This window comes from Parasphingopyxis sp. (assembly GCF_052168275.1).
Taxonomy (GTDB): domain Bacteria; phylum Pseudomonadota; class Alphaproteobacteria; order Sphingomonadales; family Sphingomonadaceae; genus Parasphingopyxis.
In genome coordinates this window covers 1-26270 of the sequence record NZ_JBQLZM010000074.1, presented here as the reverse complement: position 1 = coordinate 26270, position 26270 = coordinate 1, and the positions used below count along the sequence as shown (strand labels likewise).

Below are 26270 nucleotides of genomic sequence, written 5' to 3'. Positions count from 1 at the left end.
CGGTGAAGCGGGCCTTCGCGGCGTTGATGACGATGACATTGTCGCCGCAATCGACGTGCGGGGTAAAAATCGGCTTGTGCTTGCCGCGCAGGATCTTGGCGACCTCGGCGGCGGCGCGACCGACGACGAGATCCTCGACATCGACCAACACCCATTTCTTTTCCACGTCGGCCTTGTTCGCCGAGCGGGTCGTTCTCGTGAGCGCCTTCATGGCCTCAACCTCCATCAGGGGCCTGGTGCCCCGGCTTGCGTAAGAAACAGATACGCCACCCCCTCGGGAGCGGCGTTTCGAGCGGCCTAATGGCGACAAAATCCCGCTAGGTCAAGCTCAGAGCGCCGTTCGAGAAGGGTATTGGAATACCGCGCCCTCCCACGCTGCGGCGATCCGGGCCGCGATCGCCGGTCATCCGCCGCCGGCCGGGGCCGGGTTGTCGGGCGCGATTTCCGTGAGCAGACGGATCGAGACGGTTTCGCTGTGCGAGGGCGCTCCGGAGCCCTCCGGCGCGGTGAAATCGCGCGTCCGGTCCATCCGGTGCACGAGACCGCTCGACAGCGCGGCGCGATAGCGTGTCCGTTCGCGGATCGCGAATCCTCCGGCGATGTCGGCGCCGCTCGCGATTTCGACCATCGCGATATCGTCGGCGGGGACGGTGACGCGCATCGTCCCGGCGAGATCGACGCGGCCGCCGAGCGGGGAGGCGGTTTCGGCGGCATGCGGCGTTTCGCCCCGGGCGAGCCGGCGTCCGGCCAGCGCCATCATGTCCGCGGTCGCGGTCAGCAGCGCGGCGCGCCGCGCGGCGCCGTCCCGGTTCCGCTCCGCTTCGAGCAGGCGCAGCATCGCCGCGCTTTCGGTCTCGTCGATCCCGGCCCGCGTCCGCATCTCCGATTCGATCCGCGCGATGCCGTCCAGCATGTGGGCCCAGACGCGCGCCTCGTCGCGGATCGCAAGCGGTTCGCCCTCGGCCGAGAGTTCGACCGCATAGCGGACATGGCGCATCGGGGCCGCGACGGTCTCGGCCAGCCGGGCGCCGCGATCGTCGCCGAGTCCCTCGATCCCGGTCAGCTCGACCCAGACGATGAAGCGGCCGCCATGCCGCTCGAACCGGTAATCGTGGACCAGCCGCGCCCCGGTCGTCCGCCCGTCGATCGTGGCGCTGCGGACCTGTTCGTACCGGAGCACCGTGCCGATCGGCGGGGCGAAGCCGAAATCGACCGTTGCGGCCTCGCCCGGCGCGGCGTCGTCGTCGGCCTGTGCGAGGCCCGGTTGGGCGCAGAGCAGGAACGCCGCGGCCAGGGCGAGCGACGGCGCGCGTCTCATGCGCCGCTTCCGGTTTCGCCGCGCACCCATGCGGCATAGCCGGGCGCGCTGCGTTCGATCGGCCATTGGCAGATCGCGGGCACGTCGTAGCTGTGCATGGCGGCAATGGCGGCGATCAGTGCGTCCGCCGCGGTCGCGCTGGTCTTGAATAGCGCGGCGATCTCCTCCGCCCGTTCGATCGCGCCGTCCCAGCGATAGACGGATTGCACGGGTCCGAGGATGTTGACGCAGGCCGCCAGCCGTTTTTCGACCATCGCGCGGCCGATCCGCTCCGCCTCGTCGCGCGATCCGAAGACCGCATAGACGGTGGCGATGTCGCTCATGCCGGTTGCCGGCGGCCGATCAGGTGAACGCCCCAGGCGGCGGTGACGACGACCAGCGCGCCGACCCCCTGATGCGCGGTCGCGACGACGATGTCGACGCCGGTCAGCAGGGTGGCGATGCCGAGCAGGAACTGTGTGCCGAACGCGCTGTGGATCGCGACCGACGCCATGCGGTTGTCCTTGCGGACCTTGCGCGCCAGCCAGACCAGCGCGATCACGGTGACGACCGCCCACCAGCGGTGGATGAACTGCACGACGACCGGATTGTCCGCCACGTTGCGCCAGAAACCGTCGAGCATCGGCGCGTTGGCCGGGAACCATTCATTGCCCATCAGCGGCCAGGTCGAAAAGGCGTAGCCGGCCTCGAGCCCGGCGGTGAACGCGCCGAACAGGATCTGGATCGCCAGCACGAGCAGCACGACGAACCCGAACATCGTCATCCGGGCCGGCTTCGCGGCCGCGTCCCGGTCCAGCGCGAACAGGTCGAGCGCCGTCCAGACGAGCCCACCGAGAATGAACAGCGCGGTCATCAGGTGGACGGCGAGGCGGATATGGCTGACGTCCGGCCGGTCGACGAGCCCGCTCGCCACCATCCACCAGCCGATCGCGCCCTGCAGCCCGCCCAGCGCGAGCAGGGCGACGAGCCGCCAGTGATAGCCGGCGGGAATCGCCTTACTGATCCAGAACCAGGCGAGCGGAATCGCGAAGGCGAGGCCGATCAGCCGGCCGAGGACGCGGTGGACATATTCCCAGAAGAAGATCGCCTGGAATTCGGCCATCGACATGCCGCGATTGACCTGGATATATTCGGGCGTCGCGCGATAGGCATCGAGCTCGGCCTGCCATTGCTCGGCATTGAGCGGCGGAATGATGCCCGAAATCGGTTCCCAGCGGACCATCGAAAGGCCGGACTCGGTCAGGCGCGTGATACCGCCGACGACGACCATGACGAACACCATGACCGCCACGCCGAGCAGCCACCAAGCGATCGCGCGGGGCCTGCCATGATGGTCGGACGATCGGTAAAGGGCGATGCTCGTCATGATGGTGCGCAGATATGCCCCCGCGCGCCGATTGCCAATACGGCCTTTTGGGTTGTGTGATATTGTATCTTCGGTGTAATAACATATCTCGTTCAAGCGGTCGGCAGCGAGTCGGACCGCCCGGAAGGACTGTGCCTCGATGCCGTTGTTCGCGACCGAAAATGGAATGCTGGACCGCTGGGCCATCTGGCTCTCGGGCCTGTGCATCGTCCATTGTCTGTCGGGCGCGGTCTTCTTCGCGCTCGCGGCGTCGGCCGGCGGCATGTTGCTGGATCCGATCATTCACGAAGTCGGCCTCGTGATCGCGATCCTGTTCGGCGTCATCGCGATCGGCCGCGGCGCGCTTCAGCATGGTTACATGCTGCCGGTCGCGATCAGCTCGCTCGGCGTCGGGACGATGGCCGGCGCGCTGTCGCTGCCGCACAGCGAGATGGAACTGGTCTACACGATCCTCGGCGTTGCGCTGCTGGCGCTCGGACACGATCTCAACCGCCGCGCCTACCGCTAGGCTGCGCGATTTTTCGTCAGAAACTTCCTGTCGGAAGTTCGCCGCACCGGCCCGCTCCCCCCGGGGATTGCGAAGCGGCGGCATCGCGCTTACCTTTTGTCCATGGCCGACCATCATCACGATCATGTCCTGCATGAAGGCGAAGCGCTGGCCGCGGCCGCGCAGACCGCGCTGGAGCGCTCGGGCGAGCAATGGACCAAGATGCGCGCTGCGGTGTTCGACGCGCTGGCGCAGTTCGAGCGGCCGGCCTCGGCCTACGACATCGCCGAAGCCGTCTCCAACGCGCAGGAGCGCCGGGTTGCGGCGAACAGCGTCTACCGCATTCTCGACCTCTTCACCGCGGCCAATGTGGCGCGCCGGATCGAGAGCGCGAACGCCTATCTCGCCAACCGGCACCCCGAATGCCTGCACGACTGCATCTTCCTCGTGTGCGACGGATGCGGCGAAACCACCCATCTCGACGACGACAAACTGGCCGACGGCGTGCGTGCGGCGGCCAGGCGACAGGGTTTCAACCCCGAACGGCCGGTCATCGAGGTGCGCGGCCTGTGCTCCGAATGCGCCTGAATCCTGCTGATCGCAGGTTCGACAGCGGCCTGTTCCGCCATTAGAAGGGCGAATCGAGAAAGGTTGCGTTGCCCATGTCCGATCGTCCCGAAACTCCGCTGCTAGATCAGGTTGTTACGCCTGCCGATCTGCGGAAGCTCAAGCCCGAGCAGCTCACCCAGTTCGCCGACGAATTGCGGCGGGAGGTCATCTCCGCGGTGTCGGTCACCGGCGGCCATCTGGGGGCGGGCCTCGGCGTCGTCGAGCTGACCGCCGCGATCCATTACGTGTTCAACACGCCCGAGGACCGGCTGGTCTGGGACGTCGGCCATCAATGCTATCCGCACAAGATCATCACCGGGCGGCGCGACCGCATCCGCACCCTGCGCCAGGGCGGGGGCCTGTCGGGATTCACCAAGCGGTCCGAAAGCGAATATGATCCGTTCGGCGCGGCGCACAGCTCGACCTCGATCTCGGCGGCGCTCGGCTTCGCGACGGCCAACAAGCTCGCCGGAAGGCCGGGCAAGGCGATCGCGGTGATCGGCGACGGCGCGATGAGCGCCGGCATGGCCTATGAGGCGATGAACAACGCCGAAGCCGCCGGAAACCGGCTCGTCGTCATCCTCAACGACAACGACATGTCGATCGCGCCGCCGGTCGGCGGACTGTCCGGCTATCTGGCCCGGCTGATCTCGTCGCACGAATTTCTCGGCCTGCGCGAGATCGCGAAAAAGGTCGCGAAGAAGCTGCCCAAGCGCCTGCAGACCACGGCCAAGAAGGCCGACGAGTTCGCGCGCGGCATGGTGACGGGCGGCACGCTCTTCGAGGAACTCGGTTTCTACTATGTCGGCCCGATCGACGGGCACGACATGGATCATCTGATTCCGGTGCTCGAAAATGTCCGCGACGCGGCGGAAGGGCCGTGCCTGATCCATGTCGTCACGAAGAAGGGCAAGGGCTATTCCTTCGCCGAAGAATCGGCGGACAAATATCATGGCGTCGCCAAGTTCGATGTCATCACCGGCAAGCAGGACAAGGGCCCGGGCGGGGGGCCGCCCGCCTATCAGAATGTTTTCGGCGAAACGCTCGCCAAACTGGCCGAGACGGACGAGCGCATATGCGCCATTACCGCGGCCATGCCGGGCGGCACCGGGGTCGACAAATTCGCCGCCGCGCATCCCGATCGCGCCTTCGATGTCGGCATTGCGGAGCAGCATGCGGTGACGTTCGCAGCGGGGCTGGCCGCCCAGGGCATGCGTCCCTTCTGCGCGATCTATTCGACCTTCCTGCAGCGTGCCTATGACCAGGTCGTCCACGATGTCGCGATCCAGAACCTGCCGGTTCGCTTCGCGATGGACCGGGCCGGATTTGTCGGCGCCGACGGGTCGACCCATGCCGGCAGCTTCGATCTCGCCTATCTGGGGACCCTGCCCAATTTCGTCGTCATGGCGGCGGCGGACGAAGCCGAACTGGCGAACATGGTCTATACCATGGCCGAACATGATTCCGGCCCGATTGCCGTGCGCTATCCGCGCGGCGCGGGCACCGGCGTGCCGATTCCCGAAACGCTTGAGAAGCTGGAGATCGGCAAGGGCCGGATCGTGCGGCACGGCAGCAAGGTGGCGATCCTCTCGCTCGGCGCGCGGCTCGAAGAAGCCAAGAAGGCCGCCGACCGGCTCGATGCGATGGGGCTCAGCACCACCGTGGCCGATCTGCGTTTCGCCAAGCCGCTCGACGAAGGCATGATCCGCCAGCTACTTACCAGCCATGAAGTGGCGGTGACGATCGAGGAGGCGAGCGTCGGCGGTTTCGGCGCGCATGTGCTGACGATGGCGAGCGATGACGGGCTCACCGATGCCGGTCTGACGATCCGCACGATGCGGATGCCCGACCAGTTCATCGACCAGGACAAGCCCGAAAAACAATATGCGATGGCCGGCCTCGACGCCGACGGCATCGTCGAGACGGCTCTCAAGGCGCTGCGCCACAACAGCGTAAACGTAGAGGAAGTCGGCGAGCGGGCCTGACCAGAAAAGCGGGTGGAGTGCGATGTCGATCCGATCCCGCTTCTATGACGAACTGGAACCGCGCGCCCGGCCGCAGGGGCTTTCCGGCGCCAACAAGATCATAGCGCTGCTGATCGTCCTGTCGGCGCTGATGGCGATCCTCGAGACCGAGCCGACCATCCGGGGACCGCACGCCGAGACCTTCTTCACCCTGCATATCGTGTTCGGCGCCGTGTTCCTGGTCGAATATCTGGTCCGCATCTGGATCGCCGCCGACGATCCGCGCTTTGCGGGCAGGCCCTTCGGCCGCCTGCGCTGGATGCTGACGCCGTCGGCGATCATCGATCTGCTCGCGCTGCTGCCGCTGTTCCTGACCCTGGCGTCGACGAGCCTCTACTGGCTGCGTTTCGCGCGGATCGTCCGCATCCTGCGGATCGTCCGGCTCGGGCGGATGAGCAGCGCGTTCGACAATGTCGCTCTCGCGCTCTACGCGCGCCGCTTCGAACTCGGCGTCGCGATCATCATCGCGCTGCTGCTGATGCTGTTCAGCGCGACCCTGCTCTATTTCGCCGAAGCCGAGGCCCAGCCCGATGCCTTCGGATCGGTGCCGCGCGCATTGTGGTGGGCGATCGTGACGCTGACGACGATCGGCTATGGCGACGTCTATCCGGTGACGGTGCTTGGCCGTATCTGCGCCGCGCTGATCGCGATCAGCGGGATCGGCGTGATCGCGATGCCGACCGGCATCTTCGCCGCCGCCTTTTCCGATGCGATGCAGAAGAAGGACGGGGAAGCGGAATAGGCGGCGCTACCGGCCGAACAGCCCCCGCAACCCTTTCGGCCTGCCCAGCATCCGCTCGACCTCCTCGCCGACGATCCGTTGCTGGATTTCGGACGGCGGCGGGATATGGCCCTTGCCCCAGTCCCCGAGGATCAGCCTGAAGCGGCCGTCGTCTCCCGGCTCGGTCGACACGCCGAGCGTGTCGGCCAGCGGCTTCAATTGCAGCTCGACATGGTCGTCATGCTCGTTCTGGCAATAGACGATGCGGCCCCTGGGCGGCGTATTGCGCAGGTCGCCATGCTTCTCGCCGAACTCCCGGCCTTCCCAGTAATCCTCGATCCCCCAGCCATGGAGCAGCCAGGGTTCGACCCGGCCCCAGGTAAAATTGCGCAGGACGATCTGCGGATTCATCACAACGCTGACGTCCTGCTCGCGCGCATAGCGCAGCGCCGCGGTGCCGCCCGCGCTGTTGCCCCATAACAGCCGGCGCCCGGCGCCCGCGAGCGCGTCGATCTTGTCCATGATCGGCGGCAGCTCGGCGACGAGATCGCAATGCCGGTTGCCGAGGAACCAGCCGACCCGGACATCGTCGTGGAGATAGAGCGACGGATCGGAAACGAGGATCTGGTTCATCCGCTTCGGCGCGACCTTGCGGCCCTGGAAATAGGGGACCGGCTGGCGGGTGAGCGGGCTCTGCGCGGCGTGGAAGCCGTAGAAGCTCGCCGACGCCCCGCGATTCCTGATCAGCAGCGCCAGTTCGACCGCGCCGTAATCGATCATGAAGAGGCCCGAGGGCAGGCGGTCCAGCGCGAGGAATTGCTGCGGCGTGTAGCGATATTCCTTCTGCCGCCAGCGGCGATAGTCGGTCTTGACCGGAAAACCCATGGCGCTCCATTGCCCGGAAACGGGCTGAAAGCGCAATGCTTTGTGCTACAGCGCTGTGCATCGAGTGGATGGCACGAGGGACGGCAATGGCGAAGATGCGGGCGGATCAGGCGCTGGTCGAGCGCGGACTGGCGGAAAGCCGGTCCCGCGCCCAGGCGCTGATTCTCGCCGGCACCGTCTTTTCGGGCGAGCGGCGAGTGGAAAAGGCCGGCCAGCCCGTCGCCGCCGACGCCCCGCTCGAGGTGCGCGGGCGCGATCATCCCTGGGTGTCGCGCGGCGGGCTCAAGCTCGCGCACGGCCTCGCGCATTTCGGCTGGACCGGCGAGGGCGCGGTGGCGATCGATGTCGGGTCGTCGACCGGCGGCTTTACCGACGTGCTGCTGAGCCAGGGCGCGCTCCGCGTCTATGCGGTCGATTCGGGCACCAACCAGCTTGCCTGGAAGCTGCGCGACGACGAGCGGGTCATCGTCCTCGAACGCACCAATGCCCGGCACCTGACCGCCGAGCAGATCCCCGAACCCGCCGACATGATCGTTTGCGACGCCAGCTTCATATCGCTCTCCAAGGTACTGGAAACGCCGCTGAAATTCTCGCGCGCGGAGACGCGGCTCGTGGCGCTGATCAAGCCGCAATTCGAGGCCGGGCGCGGCGAGGTGGGGAAGGGCGGCGTGGTGCGCGATCCGGCCGTGCACGAGCGGGTCTGCGCGGAGGTCGCCGACTGGCTGACCGGCGCCGGCTGGCGCGTTGTCGGGGTGACGCCCAGTCCCATTACGGGACCGCAGGGCAATGTCGAATTCCTGATCGGAGCGGAACGGTTGGAAAGCGCCGCCGGTTGAGGCTAACGATGAACAAGGGACCGTAAAGGGGAGTCGCAATATGGTCGGCATCGCCACCAAGGGGCAGCTGCGAATGTCTTTCCTGCGCTGGGCGCTCGTGCTCGTGCCGCTGATCGTGCTGGTCGGTTCGCTCGCCGGCGCGGTGTCGGGATCGGGCGAGACGGGCTGGTACGCCGCGCTGGAAAAGCCGCCCTTCCAGCCGCCATCCTATCTGTTCGGCATCGTCTGGCCGATCCTCTACGCGCTCATGGCCTTCGCGCTCGTCGCGGTGATCCAGGCGCGCGGTTCGCGCTGGCGCGGGCTCGCGATCGGGCTGTTCGTCGTCCAGCTCATCGTCAACCTGCTCTGGTCGCCGATCTTCTTCGGCATGCACCAGGTCAGCTTCGCCTTCTGGTGGATCCTGCTGATGCTGGCGCTCGCGATCGGCACGACGGTGATTTTCGGGCGCGTCCGGCGTATCGCGGCTTGGCTGATGTTGCCCTATCTCGCCTGGATCAGTTTCGCCGCCCTGCTCAATTTCGAGATCGACCGGCTCAATCCCGATGCCGAAACCCTTGTCGTCGGCACGACGAGTACCCAGATATAACTGTGTTAGTCAAATAAGGCGCTCGGGCCGAATATCTGTTCAGGAGCATGACATGCAGACCGAAAACAAGCTGATCGACGATTTCGTGAAAATGGTGAACGCGGCGGCGGGAACGCTGGCCGGCGTCGGGCGCGAGGCGGAAGCGTCGCTGCGCGACAAGGCCAAGGATTTCGTCGGCGGGATGGATTTCGTCAGCCGGGAGGAATTCGAGGCGGTCAAGCAGATGGCGGCCGCCGCGCGCGACGAAGCCGACGCGCTCAAGGCGCGGCTCGATGCGCTCGAAGCTGGCAGTGCGCCTGCGAAGCGCAAGGCATCCACCTCAAAAACAACGAAAAAGGCGAGCGATTCTAAATAGAAAGCGCGGCCGGCGCAGCCCGCGCTCGTCCACAGCTTTCTGCCCCGCTTGGTTGCACGATCGCGGCGGATTCTTCACGTCCGGGCCATGGAATTCGGTCGTGGGACGCAAACCGTATGAACCTCGAAGACTATGGCGAAGGAACGCTGGCAAGCGCCCCGCTCGACGTGCTCGAGGAGTATTTCGCGGCGCATGACTGGCAGTCCGAGCGCAACGGCGACGAGGAGATCGTCGCCGCGGTCAAGGGCAGCTGGACCCAGTACGAGCTCCGGGCCGTGTGGCGGGCGGAGGACCGCGTGCTCCAGTTCCTCGCGCTGCCGGACATCCGCGTGCCCGAGGAGAAGCGCCAGCTCGTCTACGAGACGTTCGGGCTGATCAACGAGCAACTCTGGCTCGGCCATTTCGAGATGTGGGCGGCATCGGGCATGATCCTGTTCCGCCATGCCGCGCTGCTCGACGCGACGAGCGAGGCCGGGCTGACCCTGCAGCAGGCCGAAACGCTGATCGAGGCGGCGCTCGACGAATGCGAGCGCTTCTATCCGGTCTTCCAGTTCGTGCTCTGGGGCGACAAGACGCCGCCCGAGGCATTGGAAGCCGCGCTGGTCGACACGGCCGGCGAGGCCTGAGCGCATGGCGGCGCGTCCGGTCTGGCTGATCGGCTGCGGCAATATGGCGGGCGCGATGCTGGCCGGCTGGCTCGCGGCCGGCGAGGCGCCCGGGCGCTTTCGCGTGATCGATCCGGCCAAGTCCGGCCTCCCCGACGGCGTCGAGCGGCGGGACGGACCGCCGGCGGACGGTTTCGGCGACGCGGTCGTCCAGCTCGGCTTCAAGCCGCACATGCTCGCCGATATCGCGCCCGCATTGAGCGCGCTTGCGGGCCCGGGCACGGTCGTCGTTTCCATTCTCGCCGGGGTCGAGCGGGCCACCCTGCGCGCGGCCTTTCCCGATGCCGGCCAGATCGTCCGGGTGATGCCCAACATGCCCGTCGCGCGCCGCAAGGGCGCCGTGGGCCTGATCGCGGAAGACCGGACCGACCCGCGCGCCATGATGGTTGCCGAACTGATGGGCTGGCTGGGCCTCGCGGAATGGATCGCCGACGAAGCGCTGTTCGATATCGTGACCGCATTGTCGGGCAGCGGCCCCGCCTTCCTGTTCCGCTTCGTCGACGCCCTGGCGCGCGGCGGCGAAAGGCTGGGGCTCGATGCCGGTCAGGCGCAGCGGCTGGCGATCGCCACGGTCCAGGGCGCGGCCGAACTCGCCGCCGCGTCCGACGAGGACCCCGGCACGCTCGCGGACCGCGTCGCGAGTCCCGGCGGCTCGACGCGCAAGGGGCTCGACATTCTCGATCGGGACGATGCGCTTGCGGAGCTCGTCTACCGCACGCTCGAGGCGGCGACCGAACGCAACCGGGAAATGGCCGCCGAGGCGCGGCGCTAGCGTTCGTGCCGGGCCAGCTCGGCGGCGCGGTCGCGCATGTCGTCGGTCAGCAGCTTTTCGAGCACGGTCCAGAAACCGGTGACGGCGGCCGGACCCGCTTCGCCATAGGAGGCGATCATCTTGGCGCGGAACGCGGCGAACAGCTCCGCTTCCAGCTTTTCCCCGCTTTTCGTCAACCGGACGAGTATCTGGCGCCGGTCGCGCTGCCCGCGTTCGCGCTCGATCCAGTCCCGCTCCTCGAGTTCGCCGAGGACCCGGCCCAGCGACTGCTTGGTCACGCCGAGCAGCGCCATCAGATCGCCGATCGCGAGACCGGGCTTGCGGGCGATGAAATACAGCGCCCGATGGTGTGCGCGGCCGAGCCCGTATTCCTCCAATAACGCATCGCCGCTCCGCATGAGTTCGGCATGCGCGAAAAAGAGCAGCTCGATCCCGCGCCGGATTTCGGTTTCGCGTAAAAAGAGCGGGGACGCGGGTGGAGCATTACTCGCCATATTGACCGTCTTTGGCAGCGCGCCTAACCGGGTGCAATATCCCAGTGACACCGATCCAAGAGGCGATTTGATGGCCGAGGCCCAACCCTATGACGACCGCGACGGCAAAATCTGGATCGACGGCGAGCTCGTCGACTGGCGCGGCGCGAATGTCCATGTCCTGACCCATGCGATGCATTACGCCTCTTCGGTGTTCGAGGGACAGCGCGCCTATGGCGGCGAGATTTTCGAGCTGACCCGGCATAGCGAGCGGTTGCACACCTCGGCGAAAATCCTCGGCATGCCGATGCCCTACAGCGTCGAGGAGATCGACCAGGCCTGCCGCGACGTGCTGGCCGCGAACAATCTGGTCGATGCCTATGTCCGCCCGGTCGCCTGGCGCGGTCCCGAACAGATGGGCGTGGCGGCGCAGGCGACGAAGACGCATGTCGCCGTCGCCGCCTGGGAATGGGGCGACTATTTCCCGAACAAGGAGCGCGGCATCCGCCTCGATATCGCGCCCTGGCGGCGCCCGGCGCCCTATACGGCGCCCGTCCATGCCAAGGCGGCGGGGCTCTACATGATCTGCACCATGTCCAAGCACCATGCGGCCGATCGCGGCTATGACGATGCGCTGATGATGGACTGGCGCGGGCAGGTGGCCGAGGCGACCGGGGCCAACGCCTTCTTCATCCAGGACGGCATCATCCATACCCCCACGCCCGACTGCTTCCTCAACGGGATCACGCGGCAGACGGTCATGGGGCTCGCCAAGAAGCGCGGGATCAAGGTCGTCGAGCGCGATATCTGGCCCGAGGAGCTGGAGGGGTTCGAACAGTTCTTCCTGACCGGCAGCGCCGCCGAGGTGACCCCGGTCCGCGAAGCCGGACCGTGGAATTTCGAGGTCGGCGAGATGACGCTCGACCTGATGAACGACTATTCGAAACTGGTGCGGGGGCAGCTGAGCAATAGCTAAGTCGCATTCCAAGGGAGCGGGCCAAGGGAGCAGGGCAGACCGGTTGAAGGCAGTTTTCGACGAGGGACGGAATTGCTGGCGGGTGGAGAATGCCGCCCGCGCGGCGGTGCTCGTCGATGGCGAGAATTATTTCCGCGCCGTCCGGCGGTCGATGGCGGAAGCGCAGGACCGGATCATCCTCGTCGGCTGGGATTTCGACGCGCGGGTCGAGATGCACGACACGCGAGGCGAGCCCGAAGGTCCGCTCGAAATCGGCAAGTTCATCGACTGGCTGGTCCGCCGGAATCCCGACCTGCACGTCTATATCCTCCGCTGGGACACCGGCGCCCTCAAGGCGCTGTTCCGGGGCCGCACGCTCTTCACGATCATGCGCTGGTTCTTTCACCCGCGGATTCATCTGAAGCTGGACGCGATGCATCCGGCCGGCGCGGCGAACCATCACAAGATCGTCGTCATCGACAACGATACCGCCTTTTGCGGCGGGATCGATCTCACCGAGGGGCGCTGGGACACGCGCGCGCACGAAGAGGACCAGCCCTGTCGCTGCCAGCCCGGCGACGAGGATTCCGGTCCCTGGCACGACGCGTCGATGATCGTGCAGGGCGACGTGGCGGCGGCGCTCGCCGATTTCGCCGTCGATCGCTGGAAGATCGCCGGCGGAAAGCCGGTCAAGGCGTCGTCGAGCCGCCACGATTGCTGGCCCGAATATCTGGAGCCGGACTTTTCCGGCGTCGATGTGGCGATCGCGCGGACCCGGCCGGAGATCGACGATCTGGAGCAGGTTGCCGAGATCGAGCAGCTCTATCTCGACATGATCGCGAGCGCGCGCGAGACGATCTACGCCGAAAGCCAGTATTTCGCCTCGCGGAAACTGGCGATCGCGATCCAGAAAAGACTGGCGGAAGAGGACGGCCCCGAAATCGTGATTGTCAATCCGGTCAGCGCGGAGGGCTGGCTCGAATCGAAGATGATGGACACGACCCGCGCCCGGCTGATCAAGGCGCTCCAGGATCGCGACATTCACGACCGGCTCCGGTTCTACCATCCGGTCAACGAGGCGGGTTCGCCGATCTACGTCCATGCGAAGGTCCTGATCGTCGACGACCGCATGATCCGGATCGGGTCTTCGAACCTGAACAACCGCTCGTTCGGCTTCGATACCGAATGCGACCTGGCGATCGATGCCGGCGCGGAAGACGATTTCGCGGCGCGCCGGACGATCGCGGGAATTCGCAACGATCTCCTCGCCGAACATCTCGACACGCCGGTCGAACAGATCGAGACGCGGATGAAGGAAACCGGCTCCCTGATCCAGGCGATCCAGCTCTCGCGCAAGTCGGGCCGCACGTTCCGCGACTATCAGTTCCCCGATCTCAACGCTGTGGAGGAGTGGCTCGGCGAGCACGCGGTGTTCAACGCCGAACGGCCCGACGACGAATTCGCGAAGATCGACCTGCCGCGATAGGCCGAACCGGTGGGACTTGGGGACGTCTCCTGCCGGACAGCCGGATCGCCGATTTCGCTTCCAAAATAGGAAATGGTCCGGGACAATGCGGTCCGTGCGGCGCGGGTTCGGCGACCGAGGGCGTGCGATGTAGGAAATTATAGTGCGTTCGTGAGCAACGCTGTGTGTATACTTTGTGAACTTTGCCGGATCGCGGGTCCTGCGGAATGTCCGCCCCGTGTCAACCGGTGTCAACCGGCGTGGCGCGCTAGCCGGTCCGGTTGCCGTGATAGCTGCGGTACCAGTCCACGAATTTGGGGATTCCGACGTCGATCGGGGTCGAGGGTTCGAAGCCGAGATCGCGCTGGATCGCGCTGATATCGGCGGCGGTGGCGGGGACATCGCCGGGCTGGATCGGCTGGAGGTCGCGCTCCGCTTTCTTGCCCAGCGCGTCCTCGAGCACGTCGATCATGTGGCTGAGCTCTTCGGAACGGTTGTTGCCGATATTGTAGAGGGCGTGGGGCTTCGTGCTGCCGCCGGCCTTCTCCTCGCCGTCGTCGGCCGGCGGATTGTCGAGCGCCGCGACCACGCCGGTGACGATATCGTCGATATAGGTGAAGTCCCGGCGCATATTGCCGTGGTTGAACACCGGGATCGGCTCGCCCGCGAGGATTTTCTTGGTGAAGATCCACATCGCCATGTCGGGCCGGCCCCATGGGCCGTAGACGGTGAAGAAGCGCAGCCCGGTCATCGGCAGGCGGTAGAGATGCGCGTAGGTCTCGCTCATCAGCTCCCCCGATTTCTTCGTTGCCGCGTACAGCGAAACCGGCTGGTCGACCCGGTCATCGACGCGAAACGGAAAGCTTTGATTGCCGCCATAGACGGACGACGAGGACGCATAGACCATATGCGTCGTTTGTCGTTCGCGCGCGACTTCCATGATGTTCACATGGCCGGCTACATTCGTGTCGACATAGGCGCGCGGATTGATCAGGCTGTAGCGGACGCCGGCCTGCGCGCCGAGATGCACTATTCGGTCGAATTCCTTTCCGGACAATGATTTTTCGAGCTGCTGATGGTCCGAGAAATCGACTTTTTCGAACGTGAATCCTTCGCCGTTTAGTCTTTCCAGCCGGTCCTTCTTCAGGTCTACCGAATAATAATCGTTGAGGTTGTCGATACCGACCACCTGCTCGCCCCGGGCGAGTAGCCTTTCGCACAGATGCATGCCGATAAAGCCTGCAGCGCCGGTTACCAGAACAGCCATTTACGTCTCCTCGTTCAGGAGGTCCCTTAGCTTCGCGAACTGGACATGGCCAGCGCCCAGAAGGGGTTCCGTTCGCCGGAAGGGCCGCTATATAGGCGCCCGGCTGCTGGGGCGTGGCCAAGTGGTAAGGCAGCGGCTTTTGGTGCCGCCATTCGCAGGTTCGATCCCTGCCGCCCCAGCCAGCCGGCAACCCTGTAACCTTGATCGGCGGCATAGCGTAGTTATCTCTCGCCTATCGAGCGCAAGGGAGAATCGCGATGGCGATGGAAGAAGCGACGCTGGCCGGCGGCTGTTTTTGGTGCACCGAAGCCGTGTACAACGACGTGGTCGGCGTCACCCATGTCGAGAGCGGTTATACCGGCGGCGAGACCGCCAATCCCGATTATCGCTCGGTCTGTGCCGGCGATACCGGCCATGCCGAGGCGGTGCGCCTGACGTTCGACACCGACGTGATCGGCTATGCCGATCTGCTCGACATCTTCTTCCATATTCACGACCCGACCCAGCTCAATCGCCAGGGCAACGATGTCGGCACCCAGTATCGCTCGGCGATCTTCCCGCATAACGAAGAGCAGGAGGCGCTCGCGAAGGAGGCGATCGACCGCGCCGCCGAGGAATGGGACGATCCGGTCGTCACGACCATCGAACCGCTTGAGCAATGGTACCGGGCCGAGGATTATCACCAGGACTATTTCGAGCGCGAGGGCAGCCGCAATCCCTATTGCATGGCGGTCGTCGCGCCGAAGCTGCAGAAATTCCGGAAAAGCTATCAGGCGCGGCTTAAGGCGAACGCCTAGGTTTCGGTCTAACGGTCGGCGGCAGCGCGCCGGAGCCGGTCATTGATCGCGATACCCAGCCCGGTTTCGGGAATCGGGGCGACGGCGATCCGCGATGCGGCGCTCGCGTTGGCCTCGTGCAATGCGTCGAACAGCCGGGCGGCGGCTTCGATCAGGTCGCCCGACGCACTCAGCGTTGCGTCGCCGGCAACATTTCCGAAACCGATCAGCCATTCGCCCGGCTCGCCCTGGCTTGCCCCGAGGCGGACCGGTTTCGCCGGGGCGTAATGGCTCATCATCTGTCCCGGCGCTTCGATGGCGTCGGAAACATTGTCGGACACCGGCAGGCCGGTGGCAGCTTCGATCCGTTCCCGGTCGATCGGGCCCGGGCGCAAAAGCCGGATTTCGTCGGCCGTCGGCGCGGCGATGGTCGATTCGAGCCCGTGTCCGGTCGGCCCGGCATCGACGATCAGCCCGACCTTGCCGGACAGACCGGCGAGGACATGCGCGGCGCGGGTCGGGCTGATCCGGCCGCTGGCATTGGCCGAGGGCGCGGCCAAGGGCCGGTTCGTGGCGCGCAGCAGGCTCAGCATCGCCGGATGGGCGGGAACCCGGACGGCGATCGTGTCGAGACCCGCCGCAACGATGGCGGCGACCGGGCTGTCGGGTCTTCGGGGCAGGACCAGGGTCAACGGCCCCGGCCAGAACGCCGCCGCCAGATCCTCGGCCGCCGGGTTGAACGTCGCTATCGCCTTCGCCGCTTCAAGGGTCGGGACGTGGACGATGAGCGGGTTGAACGACGGACGGCCTTTCGCAGCGTAGATGCCGGCCACCGCCTCGCCATTGGTCGCGTCGGCCGCGAGCCCGTACACGGTTTCGGTCGGCACGGCGACGCATTCGCCCGCCAGGATCCGGCGGGCGGCGTCGGCGATCACTGCCTCGTCGAACGGTCCGACGATCGTTTGCACCGGAGGATTTGGCGTCTCCATCGGCACGGGCTATAGGCCGCGCAGATTCTCCGCAAGACCAGGATACCGATATGAGCTTCATGCCGCCCGTCACCGAACAACGCTTCGTACTCGAGCATGTCGCGGGCATATCGCAGCTCGCGCAAAGCGACCGGTTCGCCGACGCGTCGGGCGATATGGTCGATGCGATCCTCGAAGGGGCGGCGCAACTGGCCGCCGGCGAATGGGCGCCGCTCAACCGGCTCGGCGACACCGAGGGCGCGACGCTGACCGACAAGGGCGTGGTGATGCCCGACGGCTATATCGAGGCCTATCGCGCCTATGTCGAAGGCGGCTGGGGCACGATCGCGGCGCCGACGGAGTTCGGCGGGCAAGGCATGCCCTTTTCGATGGCCGTCGCGATCATGGAATCGCTCGGGGCAGCCAATATGGCGTTTGCATTGTGTCCGATCCTCAGCGTCGGCGCGATCGAATCGCTGACCCATCACGGCAGCGGGGAGCTGCAGGCCGCCTATCTGCCCAAGCTCTCGACCGGCGAATGGACGGGCACGATGAACCTCACCGAGCCGCAGGCCGGCTCGGACGTCGGCGCGCTCAAGACCAAGGCGGAACCCGCTGACGACGGGAGCTGGCGGATCAAGGGCCAGAAAATCTACATCACCTTCGGCGAGCACGATCTGGCCGGCAACATCGTGCATCTCGTGCTCGCGCGAACCCCGGGCGCGCCCGAAGGGACCAAGGGCATCTCGCTGTTTCTCGTGCCGCGCTATCGGCTCGACGAGAATGGGGAGCCGGGTGCGGAGAATGACGTCCGCTGCGTCTCGCTCGAGCACAAGCTCGGGATCAACGCCTCGCCGACTTGCGTGATGTCCTATGGCGATAATGACGACTGCCATGGCTGGCTGATCGGGCCGGAAAATGGAGGGATGCGGGCGATGTTCACGATGATGAACAATGCCCGGCTCAATGTCGGCCTGCAGGGCGTCCAGATCGGCGAACGCGCGACGCAGCAGGCGGTGCAGTTCGCGAAGGAGCGCATCCAGTCGGCGCGGGCGGGCGGCAATTCCAGGGAGCCGGTGGCGATCATCGAGCATCCCGACGTGCGGCGGATGCTGCTGCGCATGAAAGCGGCGACGATGGCTGTGAGGGCGCTGGTCTACTATGCCGCCGGGCAGGTTGATGCCGCGACCCTGGGCGACGAGAACGCCAAGGCGCGTTCCGAAGTGCTGACGCCGCTCGCCAAGGCCTATGGCACCGATATCGGGTGCGAAGTCGCGAGCCTCGGCGTGCAGGTTCATGGCGGGATGGGCTTTGTCGAGGAGACCGGCGCCGCGCAGCATTATCGCGATGCACGGATCGCGCCGATCTATGAAGGCACCAACGGCATCCAGGCGGCCGATCTGGTCGGACGGAAGCTGCGTCTCGGCGGGGGCGAAGCGATGGCCTCGCTGCTTGCGGATATCGCGAACGGGGCGGACGGCGAACAGGCGCTGGCCAGCCTGGCCGGCGATTGCGAGGCGGTGGCGAACTGGCTGTCGTCGGGCGATGCCAGCGTCGACGACCAGCTGGCGGCGAGCTATCCGTTCCTGACGATGCTGTCGGTTGCGACCTGTGGCTGGCTGATGGCACGCCAGTTACGCGTGGCGCAGGCGCAGCTCGATACGGGCGAGGGGGATGGCGAGTTTCTGAAGATGAAGATCGCGGCCGCGCGCTTCTATCTCGATCAGATGGTGCCGGAGGCGCGCGGGCTGAAAGCGGCGGCGACGGCCAAGGCCGATATCCTCTATTCGATCGCGGATGAGACTTTCGCCGCCTAGTGCCGCGCGACTAAGCGGTCTCGCGGTCCAGCAGTTCGGCCGCATCGAGGCCGAGCCGTTCGATATGGCGGACGATCCTCGGCCATTCTTCCTTGAGAAAGCTTTCGCGCTCGCGCGTCTTGAGCTTTTCCGACGCGCCGTTCGCGACGAACATGCCGACGCCGCGACGGACCACGACGATCCCGTCATCCTGGAACGTCTGATAGGCTTTCGCCACGGTGAGCGGGTTTGCGCCTTCCTCGGCCGCGAAAGCGCGGACCGAAGGGAGCGGATCGCCATCCCCGTAGCGGCCGTCGAGAATGGCCGCGGCGATCTTTTCGCGCAGTTTGAGATAGACGGGCTGTTCTGCTTTGGACATCGCGATATAGTGTAGTAAAACACTGCGTCGCGTCAAGGGGGCGGGCCGAATAAATTCGATCAGCTGCTATTCAGGGCTCCACTGACGCACCACCGCGTCATAGTCGGGGCGCGGGCGTTCCTTGAGCTCGGCGCCGGCCGTGCCGAGAAAGACGAATCCGGCGATTCTCTCAGGCGCGGCGCCGAAAGCGTCGCGAACCGCGTCCGAATAGGCGGCCCATCCGGTCAGCCAGCCGCCGACATAGCCATGGGCATGGGCGGCGGCGAGCAGGTTGAAACAGGCGGCGCCGGTCGAAAGTTCCTGTTCCCAAAGCGGGATCTTGCTGGCCTCTTTCGGGCTGTGCAGCGCGACCACGAGAGTCGGCGCCTGATGCGCGAACTGGTCGATGGCCTCGATTTCGAGCTTGCCCGGCAGTTCCCGGTCGAGCCGGTATGCGGTGTGCAAGATTTCCGCGAACCGTGTCCGCTGGGATTTCTCGACGATGACGAATCGCCATGGCGCGAGCTTGCCATGATCGGGCGTGCGCGTCGCGATCTCCAATATGCGCCGCAATTCCGCCGTTTGCGGGCCGGGTTCGACCATGTCGCGCGGGCGGCCGGAGCGGCGGGTGGCAAGGAAGTCGAGCGGGGTGGAGAGATCGTTGAACATGGCTGCCGCTCCTAGCATCCGCGGCTAGTTGTGCCAGCCCCTTCACAGCGTCGATTTCGGCGCTAGTCTGCGCCGCCATAAAGGCCGGCCCAACCGGCCAGACATTTGGGGAGCCTCAGTATTATGGCAAGCGCGTATCAAGAGAGTGGTGATTCAAAGGGGACATTTCTGGGCCATCCGAAAGGCTTGTTCGTTCTGTTCTTTGCGGAAATGTGGGAGCGGTTTTCGTATTACGGAATGCGCGCCCTGCTGATTTTCTACCTTGTCCAGCATTGGATGTTTTCGGATGCCGAAGCATCGGTCATCTACGGCGCATATACGGCGCTGGTCTATATCACGCCGGTCGTCGGCGGTTACTTGGCCGACCGCTATCTGGGGCAACGAAAAGCGGTTCTCTTCGGCGCAATTTTGCTGACGCTCGGGCATTTCTTCATGGCCTTCGAAGGCTCGCCGGAAGCGGGGCATGACGGCAATCCGGTCATTTTTGTTTTCTGGTTGGCTCTGGCGCTTATCATCGTCGGTTCGGGCTTTCTGAAAGCCAACATCTCGGTTATCGTCGGGCAATTGTATCCGCGCACCGATGTCCGCCGTGATGCGGGTTATACGATCTTCTACATGGGCATTAACCTCGGCGCGGCGATCGGTTCGTTGCTGTGCGGTTATCTGGGCCAGACCTATGGTTGGGCGTACGGCTTCGGCCTTGCCGGTTTCGGCATGTTGCTGGGCCTTGTCGTGTTCATCTGGGGAAAGCCGTTCCTGCTGGGTAGAGGCGAGCCGTCAAACCCGGAAATGCTAAGGGAATCGGTAGCCGGTCTTCCCAAGGAATGGCTGTTTTACGGTGTTGGATTGCTCATGGTCGGCGTCTGCTGGCTGATGATCCAGTATCAGGACCTTGTCGGATATCTGCTCGCCATCTTCGGTTCGGCGCTCGTGGTGTCGGTCCTGTTCTATTCGATGTTCGTGTTGAACGGCGGGCGCTGGTCACTTGACAATGGTATCAAGATTTTCACGGCGGCGATGGGAACGCTGATTGTCGGAGGTTTCCTGTTCCTGGCGATCGGTGGGTTGACGTCCGCTGATCTTCTTGCCGCCGCCGAAGCGCCGATAACGGTTGTCGGGCTGACCTTGCCAACCTGGGGCCTTTTCAGCCTTGTCGGCACGATCGGTCTATTCGCCATCATGGTCCAGCAGGTCATGGCGATAACCGGCGAGGATCGTGACAGGATCTTTGCGGCGATGTTCCTGATCTTCACGTCGATCATCTTCTGGGCGTTGTTTGAGCAGGCTGGTTCATCGCTCAACCTGTTCACCGATCGGCATGTCGATCGCGGTGGCGTGCCGGCTTCGATGTTCCAGTCGATCAACGCGATCTACATCATCATGCTGGCGCCGATCTTCGCAGTCTTGTGGACATGGTTGGGCCGACGCGGGCTCGAACCCTCCACGCCGATGAAGTTCGGCTTGGGCGTCGTGCAGGTCGGCCTCGGCTTTCTGGTTCTCGTCTGGGGTGCCGAGGCCGTCGGTCTAAACGTTCCGACACCGGTGATCTTCATCTTTCTGATCTACCTGCTGCATACGACTGGCGAACTTTGCCTGTCGCCGGTCGGCCTTTCCGCAATGAACAGGCTGGCGCCGTCGCATATGGCGTCGATCATCATGGGAACGTGGTTCTTTGCATCGGCCACCGGCAATTTTGCAGCCGGACTTATTGCTGCGGCCACCGGTGCCGAGGGACTTGAAGGCGAAACCGCCGGGAAGGAAGTCGTACTCGGTGTCTACGAGACTGTTGGCCTCGTAGCCATAGGTGTCGGTGTCGCCGTCATGATCATCTCGCCGCTGATCAAGAAGCTGATGCATCTCGATACGCTGAAGGACGACAGCATTGATGACGACATGCTCGGTCAGTCCGAACTGGCCGAGCCTCAAGCCGCCGGCATCAACACGACGGGAGAAGTGCGGACGTGAAAAAGCCGGCCTTTCTGATCGCCGCGACCCTGGCGCTGTTCGGCTGCGCGACCACCGGAAACGATGGTACGAGCAGCGCCAGTGCGGCGCAGGAAAGGGAGCGGGAAACGGCGTTCGATCCCGATCCGTTCCCTTCGACTTATCGCCCCTATCCGGGACGCCCGACAGTGATCCGGGGCGCGACGATCTATGACGGCGAGGGCGGACAGATCGACAATGGCATGGTCTATTTCGCCGATGGCGAAATCCAGGCCATCGGGGAGACTCTGGACATACCCGAGGGTGCCATGGTGGTCGACGGAACCGGGCTCTGGGTCACGCCGGGCATCATCGATATCCACAGCCATCTCGGCAACTATCCGAGCCCGAGCGTCGCCGCGCATCAGGACGGCAACGAGATTACCGGCAACAATACGGCCAATGTCTGGACCGAGCACAGCGTCTGGCCGCAGGATCCGGGATTCAGCCGCGCGCTCGCCAATGGCGGGGTCACCACGCTCAATATCCTGCCGGGATCGGCGAACCTGTTCGGCGGGCGTTCCGTCACGCTGCGCAACGTGCCGTCGCGGACGATGCAGGGAATGAAGTTCCCTGGCGCGCCCTACGGCCTGAAGATGGCGTGCGGCGAGAATCCCAAGCGCGTCTATGGCAGCCGGAACCAGACCCCGGGCAGCCGGATGGCCAATGTCGCGGTCGCGCGGCAGGCCTGGATCGATGCGCAACGCTATCAGGATCAGTGGGAGAATTACCGCGAGAATGGTGGCACGCGGCCGGCCCGCAACCTCCAGCATGAAACGCTGGCCGGTGTGATGAGCGGCGACATCCTCGTCCACAATCACTGCTATCGCGCCGACGAGATGGCGATCATGATCGATATGGCCGAGGAGTTCGGCTACAGCATCGCCAGCTTCCAGCATGCGGTCGAGGCCTACAAGATCCCCGACCTGCTCCGCGAGCACGGCATCTGCGCGGCGATGTGGGCGGACTGGTGGGGCTTCAAGATGGAAGCCTATGATACCGTCTTCGAGAATGTGCCGATGGTGCACAATGCCGGTGCCTGCGCGATCGTCCATTCGGACGACGAGAACCAGATACAGCGTTTGAATCAGGAGGCCGCCAAGGCGCTGGCCGACGGGCGACGGGCCGGCATTCAGATCAGCGATGCGGAGGCCTGGCAATGGCTGGCGATCAACCCGGCGCGGGCGCTCGGCATCGCCGAAGAGACCGGCAGCCTCGTCGCCGGCAAACGCGCCGATATCGTATTGTGGAACGGCGATCCCTTCAGCGTCTATTCGCGGCCGCAGATGGTCTGGATCGATGGCGCGCTGCTGTACGACATGAACAACCCGCAACTCAGGCCGATCGCCGATTTCGAGCTGGGCCAGCCGGGCGAAGGGAGCGTGCGATGAAAGCGCTACTGGCTCTGATAACGGCGCTGTTGCTGTCCGTGCCGGCGAGCGCGCAGACCGTCGCGATTACCGGCGGTACGGTGGTGATCGGAGACGGGGGCGAGCCGGTTCCCGGCGGCACGGTCATATTGCGCGACGGCCGGGTGGTTGCGGCGGGCGCGAACGTCGCGGTTCCCGCCGGGGCTCAGATCGTCGACGCGACCGGCCGGTGGGTCACGCCGGGTATCGTGGGTGGGTTCACGCGGCTCGGTCTTGTCGAGGTGAGCGCGGTGAGTTCGACCAACGACGTTGAAGCATCGGAGTCCGATTTCAGCGCCGGCCTCGACGTCGCACCGGCGGTCAATCCGTTGTCGTCCGCGATCGCCACCAACCGGACCGGCGGCGTGACGCGCGCAATCGTCGCGCCGGGGACGAGCAACGCGATTTTCGGCGGGCAGGGGGCGGTCATCGATCTCGGCGCGGACATGGACGCGATCATGCAGCCCCGCGCCTTCCAGTTCGTGGAACTGGGCGAGCGCGGTGCCCAGCGGGCGGGCGGCAGCCGGTCGGCGAGCCACGCCACGTTCCGCAACGCGCTCGATCAGGCGCAGCGCTATGCGAACAACCCGTCCGCCTATGGCGGTCAATCGAGCGATGCGCTGCTCAACCGCGTCGATGCAGCGGCGCTCGTCCCGGTCGTCCAGGGCCGCGTTCCCCTCATCGTCCATGTCGAGCAGGCGCGCGATATCCTCAACGTCATCGCGCTGAGGACCGATTATCCGAGGCTCCGGCTCATTCTGGTCGGCGCGAGCGAAGGATGGACCGTCGCGCCGCAAATAGCCGCGGCGGGTATTCCGGTCATCGCGTCCGCGCTCAACGATCTCCCCGCACAGTTCGAACAGCTGGCGGCGACCCAATCCAATATCGGCCGCATGCGCGACGCGGGCGTTCAAGTGGCGATCGGAATGATCGACGATAACGACGCGCACCAGATCCGCTATTCGACCCAATATGCCGGCAATCTGGTCGCACTCAACCGGGTGCCCGGCGCGACCGGCTTGAGCTGGGGCGAAGCCTTCGCGGCAATCAGCTCGCTGCCGGCGGAGATCATGGGCTTGGGCGGCGAGATCGGGTCCCTGCGTCCCGGACGCCGCGCCGATGTCGTGATCTGGGACGGCGATCCGCTGGAGCTCAGTTCGAACGTGGAACTGATGCTGATCGACGGCGTCGAGCAACCGCTGACTTCCCGCCAGACGAGATTGCGCGACCGCTATCTGTCCATCGATGAACAGCAACTGCCCCAGGCATACGAATGGTGAGGAACGAATGAACGCGCTGACCCAGCTGATCGTCGCGACGGCATGCTTTGTGGGTTTCCATTTCCTGCTGTCGCACCCGCTGCGCGCGCCATTGGTCAAGCGCCTCGGCGAAACGGCGTTTCTGGGCCTCTACTCGCTGATCGCGGCGGCAACTCTCGGCTGGATGGTCTGGGCCGCGCGGTCGATGCCGCCGCTGCCGCCCCACTGGGTCGCGCCGTCCTGGTTCTTCGATTGGGGCGCGCCGATCCTGATGCTCGTTTCGATGATCCTGCTGGCCGGGTCCTTTCTCGGCAATCCGGCCTTTCCCGATCCGACCAGGAAGCCCCGTCCGATCCGTCCGGTGACCGGCGTTTTCGCGATCACCCGCCACCCGATGAACTGGGCGTTCATGATCTGGGCGGTTACGCACATCGCGTTGAGCGGCGGCCCGGCGAACCTCGTCATCGCCTCGGGCATCCTGGTCCTTACCTTTTTCGGATCGATCGGACAGGACAGGAAGAAGGAGCGCCTGATGGGCGACGCCTGGCGCGGCTGGGAGACGCGAACCTCGTTCATGCCGTTCGGCGCCATCGTCGATGGCCGGATACCGCTCCGCGCCGCATGGCCCGGTGTGGTGCCGCTCGTCTTCGGCCTGCTGCTCTGGTTCGGCGCCAGCTGGCTGCACGCCATGCCGGTCGGGCCCGTCGCCTGGCTCGGCTAGATCCGCACCATCTTCATCATCGGTTCGTGATAGCGGGGACCGGCGGTTTCGCCGGCCGGTGCCGCCGCATCGAGCGTCGCCAGATCGTCGTCGCTCAGCGCCACATCGACCGCCGCCATCGAATCTTCGAGCGTCAGGCGCCTCTTGGAGCCGGGGATCGGGACGATGTCGTCGCCTTGATGGAGCAGCCAGGCCAGCGCGATCCGCGCGGGTGAGACGCCATGCGCGTCCGCGATGCCCTTCACGACGTCGACGATTTCCATGTTCTTCGCGAAATTTTCCTCGCTGTAGCGCGGGTCGTTGCGCCGGTAGTCGCCTTCCGGGAGGTCCTCGTGCGACGTCACCTGGCCGGTCAGAAAGCCGCGGCCGAGTGGCGAATAAGGGACGAATCCGATATCGAGTTCGCGGCACAGCGGCAGAATCTCCGCTTCGATGTCGCGCTCCCATAACGAGTATTCGGATTGCAGCGCGGCTATCGGGTGGGTCGCCGCCGCCTTGCGAATGGTGTCCGGGCCGGCCTCGGACAGGCCGAGATAGAGGACCTTGCCCTCCTCGACGAGCCGGGCCATCGCGCCGACGGTTTCCTCGATCGGCACATCCGGATCGACCCGGTGCTGATAGTAAAGGTCGATCGTATCGATGCCCAGCCGCTGCAGCGAACCTTCGCACGCCTTGCGGATATTTTCGGGCGAACTGTCGACGCCGCGAAAACCGCTCTCGTCGAACTTGAATCCGAATTTCGTGGCGATGACGAGACCCTCGCGCCTGCCCTCGATCGCGCGGCCGAGAAGCTCCTCGTTGCGGTGCGGACCGTAGACTTCGGCGGTATCGAAAAAGGTGACGCCCAGTTCGATGGCGCGATGGATGGTCACAATCGATTCCGTATCGTCGGCCATGCCGTACATGCCCTTGCCGATGCCGGCCATCGGCATGCAGCCCAGGCCGAGCGCGGATACCGCCAGCTCTTTTCCTAATGTGCGGGTTTCCATGATGCGGGCTCCTCTTCGGTCAGGCGATGGCGTTCGAAATAGCCGGTGATCTCGCGTTTGATCTCCGGCCCGAAGATATAGATGGCGATTACATTCGGAATTGCCATGAGGAAAAAGGCACTGTCGACCAGGTCGAACACCGCCTGCACGGGCAGGATCGAGCCGATCGGCAGCATCAGGACGTAGAGTATCTTGTAGGTCGTGTTACGGATCGGCCCTTCGCCCACAAGATATCCCCAGGCTTGCAAACCGTAAAATCCCCATGCGCATAATGTCGAATAGGCGAACAGGAACACCGCAATGGCGAGCAGGATCGGAAACCAGCTCGATATCTGGGAAAAGGCGGCCGAGGTAATCGAGATGTCGTCGAGCCCGCTCTGGTGCGTTCCGGCCAGCACGATCGCGATGGCGCCGAGCGAACAGACGATCACCGTATCGATGAACGGCTCGAGCAACGCGACGAGCCCTTCGGATGCGGGTTCGTGCGTGCGTGCCTGGGCATGGGCGACGCCCGGCCAGCTCGAAAAGGCGCCGATGGCGATCCCGCTCAACACTGCG

29 protein-coding genes and 1 tRNA gene are annotated in these 26270 nt (G+C 65.1%); 18 read left to right on the top strand and 12 right to left on the bottom strand.

Annotated features, from left to right (window positions below; genetic code table 11):
- From ACTS1X_RS06640 to ACTS1X_RS06625, 4 genes are all read right to left on the bottom strand, one after another.
- A partial coding sequence (locus ACTS1X_RS06640; RefSeq protein ID WP_442613599.1) for an uL13 family ribosomal protein occupies window positions 1-211 on the bottom strand: 211 nt, incomplete at its 3' end.
- 192 nt (window positions 212-403) lie between these two features.
- Window positions 404-1318, bottom strand: a complete 915-nt coding sequence (locus tag ACTS1X_RS06635) for a hypothetical protein (protein ID WP_442613598.1) — start codon at window positions 1316-1318, stop codon at window positions 404-406.
- Window positions 1315-1641 carry a divalent-cation tolerance protein CutA gene (gene cutA / locus ACTS1X_RS06630; RefSeq protein ID WP_442613597.1) on the bottom strand — a complete coding sequence of 109 codons (327 nt, stop codon included), beginning with the start codon at window positions 1639-1641 and terminating at the stop codon, window positions 1315-1317. The genes ACTS1X_RS06635 and cutA overlap by 4 nt, the downstream gene beginning before the upstream one ends.
- Window positions 1638-2684, bottom strand: a complete 1047-nt coding sequence (locus tag ACTS1X_RS06625) for a COX15/CtaA family protein (protein ID WP_442613596.1) — start codon at window positions 2682-2684, stop codon at window positions 1638-1640. The genes cutA and ACTS1X_RS06625 overlap by 4 nt, the downstream gene beginning before the upstream one ends.
- Window positions 2685-2823: 139 nt before the next feature.
- Between ACTS1X_RS06625 and ACTS1X_RS06620 the strand changes: the two genes are divergently transcribed.
- The 4 genes from ACTS1X_RS06620 (at window position 2824) to ACTS1X_RS06605 (ending at window position 6546) form a co-directional block, all read left to right on the top strand.
- Entirely contained in the window at window positions 2824-3192 is a 369-nt protein-coding gene (locus ACTS1X_RS06620; RefSeq protein WP_442613595.1) for a MerC domain-containing protein, read from the top strand.
- A 102-nt stretch (window positions 3193-3294) separates the two neighbouring features.
- The gene (locus ACTS1X_RS06615; protein ID WP_442613594.1) at window positions 3295-3759 is read left to right on the top strand and encodes a Fur family transcriptional regulator; all 465 of its coding nucleotides are present in this window, start codon (window positions 3295-3297) and stop codon (window positions 3757-3759) included.
- A 74-nt stretch (window positions 3760-3833) separates the two neighbouring features.
- A complete protein-coding gene (dxs, locus tag ACTS1X_RS06610; protein WP_442613593.1) occupies window positions 3834-5765 on the top strand; it encodes a 1-deoxy-D-xylulose-5-phosphate synthase in 1932 nt (643 codons plus the stop codon).
- 22 nt (window positions 5766-5787) lie between these two features.
- On the top strand, window positions 5788-6546 hold the full coding sequence (locus ACTS1X_RS06605) for an ion transporter (protein WP_442613592.1): 759 nt from the start codon (window positions 5788-5790) through the stop codon (window positions 6544-6546).
- 6 nt (window positions 6547-6552) lie between these two features.
- Here ACTS1X_RS06605 and ACTS1X_RS06600 read toward each other — a convergent pair whose 3' ends face one another.
- Complete coding sequence (locus ACTS1X_RS06600; protein WP_442613591.1) at window positions 6553-7410, bottom strand: hypothetical protein; 858 nt, start codon at window positions 7408-7410, stop codon at window positions 6553-6555.
- An 86-nt stretch (window positions 7411-7496) separates the two neighbouring features.
- Here ACTS1X_RS06600 and ACTS1X_RS06595 point away from each other — a divergent pair, with 86 nt between their 5' ends.
- From ACTS1X_RS06595 to ACTS1X_RS06575, 5 genes are all read left to right on the top strand, one after another.
- Window positions 7497-8246, top strand: a complete 750-nt coding sequence (locus ACTS1X_RS06595) for a TlyA family RNA methyltransferase (RefSeq protein WP_442613590.1) — start codon at window positions 7497-7499, stop codon at window positions 8244-8246.
- A gap of 40 nt (window positions 8247-8286) precedes the next feature.
- A complete protein-coding gene (locus ACTS1X_RS06590; protein ID WP_442613589.1) occupies window positions 8287-8832 on the top strand; it encodes a TspO/MBR family protein in 546 nt (181 codons plus the stop codon).
- A 52-nt stretch (window positions 8833-8884) separates the two neighbouring features.
- Window positions 8885-9187: an accessory factor UbiK family protein gene (locus ACTS1X_RS06585; protein ID WP_442613588.1), complete on the top strand. Its 303-nt coding sequence runs from the start codon at window positions 8885-8887 to the stop codon at window positions 9185-9187.
- Window positions 9188-9303: 116 nt separating this feature from the next.
- Window positions 9304-9813 (top strand): YbjN domain-containing protein, encoded by a 510-nt coding sequence (locus tag ACTS1X_RS06580; RefSeq protein ID WP_442613587.1) that lies wholly within the window; start codon window positions 9304-9306, stop codon window positions 9811-9813.
- A gap of 4 nt (window positions 9814-9817) precedes the next feature.
- Window positions 9818-10624, top strand: coding sequence for a pyrroline-5-carboxylate reductase family protein (locus tag ACTS1X_RS06575; protein WP_442613586.1), 807 nt, complete (start codon window positions 9818-9820; stop codon window positions 10622-10624).
- On the opposite strand, the gene ACTS1X_RS06570 is transcribed toward ACTS1X_RS06575, so the two are convergent.
- Entirely contained in the window at window positions 10621-11118 is a 498-nt protein-coding gene (locus tag ACTS1X_RS06570; RefSeq protein ID WP_442613585.1) for a MarR family winged helix-turn-helix transcriptional regulator, read from the bottom strand. The two genes, ACTS1X_RS06575 and ACTS1X_RS06570, sit on opposite strands and share 4 nt — an antisense overlap.
- 70 nt (window positions 11119-11188) lie before the next feature.
- Between ACTS1X_RS06570 and ACTS1X_RS06565 the strand changes: the two genes are divergently transcribed.
- Together ACTS1X_RS06565 and ACTS1X_RS06560 are read left to right on the top strand one after the other, a co-directional pair.
- Window positions 11189-12073, top strand: coding sequence for a branched-chain amino acid aminotransferase (locus ACTS1X_RS06565; RefSeq protein ID WP_442613584.1), 885 nt, complete (start codon window positions 11189-11191; stop codon window positions 12071-12073).
- Between the two features lie 43 nt (window positions 12074-12116).
- Window positions 12117-13538, top strand: a complete 1422-nt coding sequence (locus ACTS1X_RS06560) for a phospholipase D-like domain-containing protein (RefSeq protein WP_442613583.1) — start codon at window positions 12117-12119, stop codon at window positions 13536-13538.
- A gap of 247 nt (window positions 13539-13785) precedes the next feature.
- Here the strand turns inward: ACTS1X_RS06560 and ACTS1X_RS06555 are convergent, their stop codons facing one another.
- Window positions 13786-14784, bottom strand: a complete 999-nt coding sequence (locus ACTS1X_RS06555) for an SDR family NAD(P)-dependent oxidoreductase (protein WP_442613582.1) — start codon at window positions 14782-14784, stop codon at window positions 13786-13788.
- A 107-nt stretch (window positions 14785-14891) separates the two neighbouring features.
- Between ACTS1X_RS06555 and ACTS1X_RS06550 the strand changes: the two genes are divergently transcribed.
- A tRNA-Gln gene (locus tag ACTS1X_RS06550) sits at window positions 14892-14966 on the top strand.
- A gap of 75 nt (window positions 14967-15041) precedes the next feature.
- Entirely contained in the window at window positions 15042-15581 is a 540-nt protein-coding gene (gene msrA, locus ACTS1X_RS06545; RefSeq protein ID WP_442613581.1) for a peptide-methionine (S)-S-oxide reductase MsrA, read from the top strand.
- 8 nt (window positions 15582-15589) lie between these two features.
- On the opposite strand, the gene ACTS1X_RS06540 is transcribed toward msrA, so the two are convergent.
- A complete protein-coding gene (locus ACTS1X_RS06540; RefSeq protein WP_442613580.1) occupies window positions 15590-16549 on the bottom strand; it encodes an L-threonylcarbamoyladenylate synthase in 960 nt (319 codons plus the stop codon).
- A gap of 50 nt (window positions 16550-16599) precedes the next feature.
- Here ACTS1X_RS06540 and ACTS1X_RS06535 point away from each other — a divergent pair, with 50 nt between their 5' ends.
- On the top strand, window positions 16600-18345 hold the full coding sequence (locus ACTS1X_RS06535) for an acyl-CoA dehydrogenase (RefSeq protein ID WP_442613579.1): 1746 nt from the start codon (window positions 16600-16602) through the stop codon (window positions 18343-18345).
- Window positions 18346-18355: 10 nt separating this feature from the next.
- On the opposite strand, the gene ACTS1X_RS06530 is transcribed toward ACTS1X_RS06535, so the two are convergent.
- Both ACTS1X_RS06530 and ACTS1X_RS06525 read right to left on the bottom strand, forming a co-directional pair.
- Window positions 18356-18703 carry a GntR family transcriptional regulator gene (locus tag ACTS1X_RS06530; protein WP_442613578.1) on the bottom strand — a complete coding sequence of 116 codons (348 nt, stop codon included), beginning with the start codon at window positions 18701-18703 and terminating at the stop codon, window positions 18356-18358.
- Between the two features lie 66 nt (window positions 18704-18769).
- A complete protein-coding gene (locus ACTS1X_RS06525; protein ID WP_442613577.1) occupies window positions 18770-19351 on the bottom strand; it encodes a nitroreductase family protein in 582 nt (193 codons plus the stop codon).
- 123 nt (window positions 19352-19474) lie between these two features.
- Between ACTS1X_RS06525 and ACTS1X_RS06520 the strand changes: the two genes are divergently transcribed.
- From ACTS1X_RS06520 to ACTS1X_RS06505, 4 genes are read left to right on the top strand one after another with little or no spacing between them, the layout of a single operon-like run.
- Complete coding sequence (locus ACTS1X_RS06520; RefSeq protein WP_442613576.1) at window positions 19475-21316, top strand: peptide MFS transporter; 1842 nt, start codon at window positions 19475-19477, stop codon at window positions 21314-21316.
- A complete protein-coding gene (locus tag ACTS1X_RS06515) occupies window positions 21313-22725 on the top strand; it encodes an amidohydrolase (RefSeq protein WP_442613575.1) in 1413 nt (470 codons plus the stop codon). Before ACTS1X_RS06520 ends, ACTS1X_RS06515 begins: the two co-directional genes overlap by 4 nt.
- A complete protein-coding gene (locus ACTS1X_RS06510; protein WP_442613574.1) occupies window positions 22722-24023 on the top strand; it encodes an amidohydrolase family protein in 1302 nt (433 codons plus the stop codon). The genes ACTS1X_RS06515 and ACTS1X_RS06510 overlap by 4 nt, the downstream gene beginning before the upstream one ends.
- Before the next feature lie 7 nt (window positions 24024-24030).
- Window positions 24031-24723: an NnrU family protein gene (locus ACTS1X_RS06505; protein ID WP_442613573.1), complete on the top strand. Its 693-nt coding sequence runs from the start codon at window positions 24031-24033 to the stop codon at window positions 24721-24723.
- Here the strand turns inward: ACTS1X_RS06505 and ACTS1X_RS06500 are convergent.
- Both ACTS1X_RS06500 and ACTS1X_RS06495 read right to left on the bottom strand, forming a co-directional pair.
- Entirely contained in the window at window positions 24720-25712 is a 993-nt protein-coding gene (locus tag ACTS1X_RS06500; protein ID WP_442613572.1) for an aldo/keto reductase, read from the bottom strand. The genes ACTS1X_RS06505 and ACTS1X_RS06500 overlap by 4 nt on opposite strands.
- Window positions 25694-26270: alanine:cation symporter family protein (locus tag ACTS1X_RS06495; RefSeq protein WP_442613571.1), on the bottom strand; the 577-nt coding region annotated here is incomplete at its 5' end. The genes ACTS1X_RS06500 and ACTS1X_RS06495, both read right to left, overlap by 19 nt.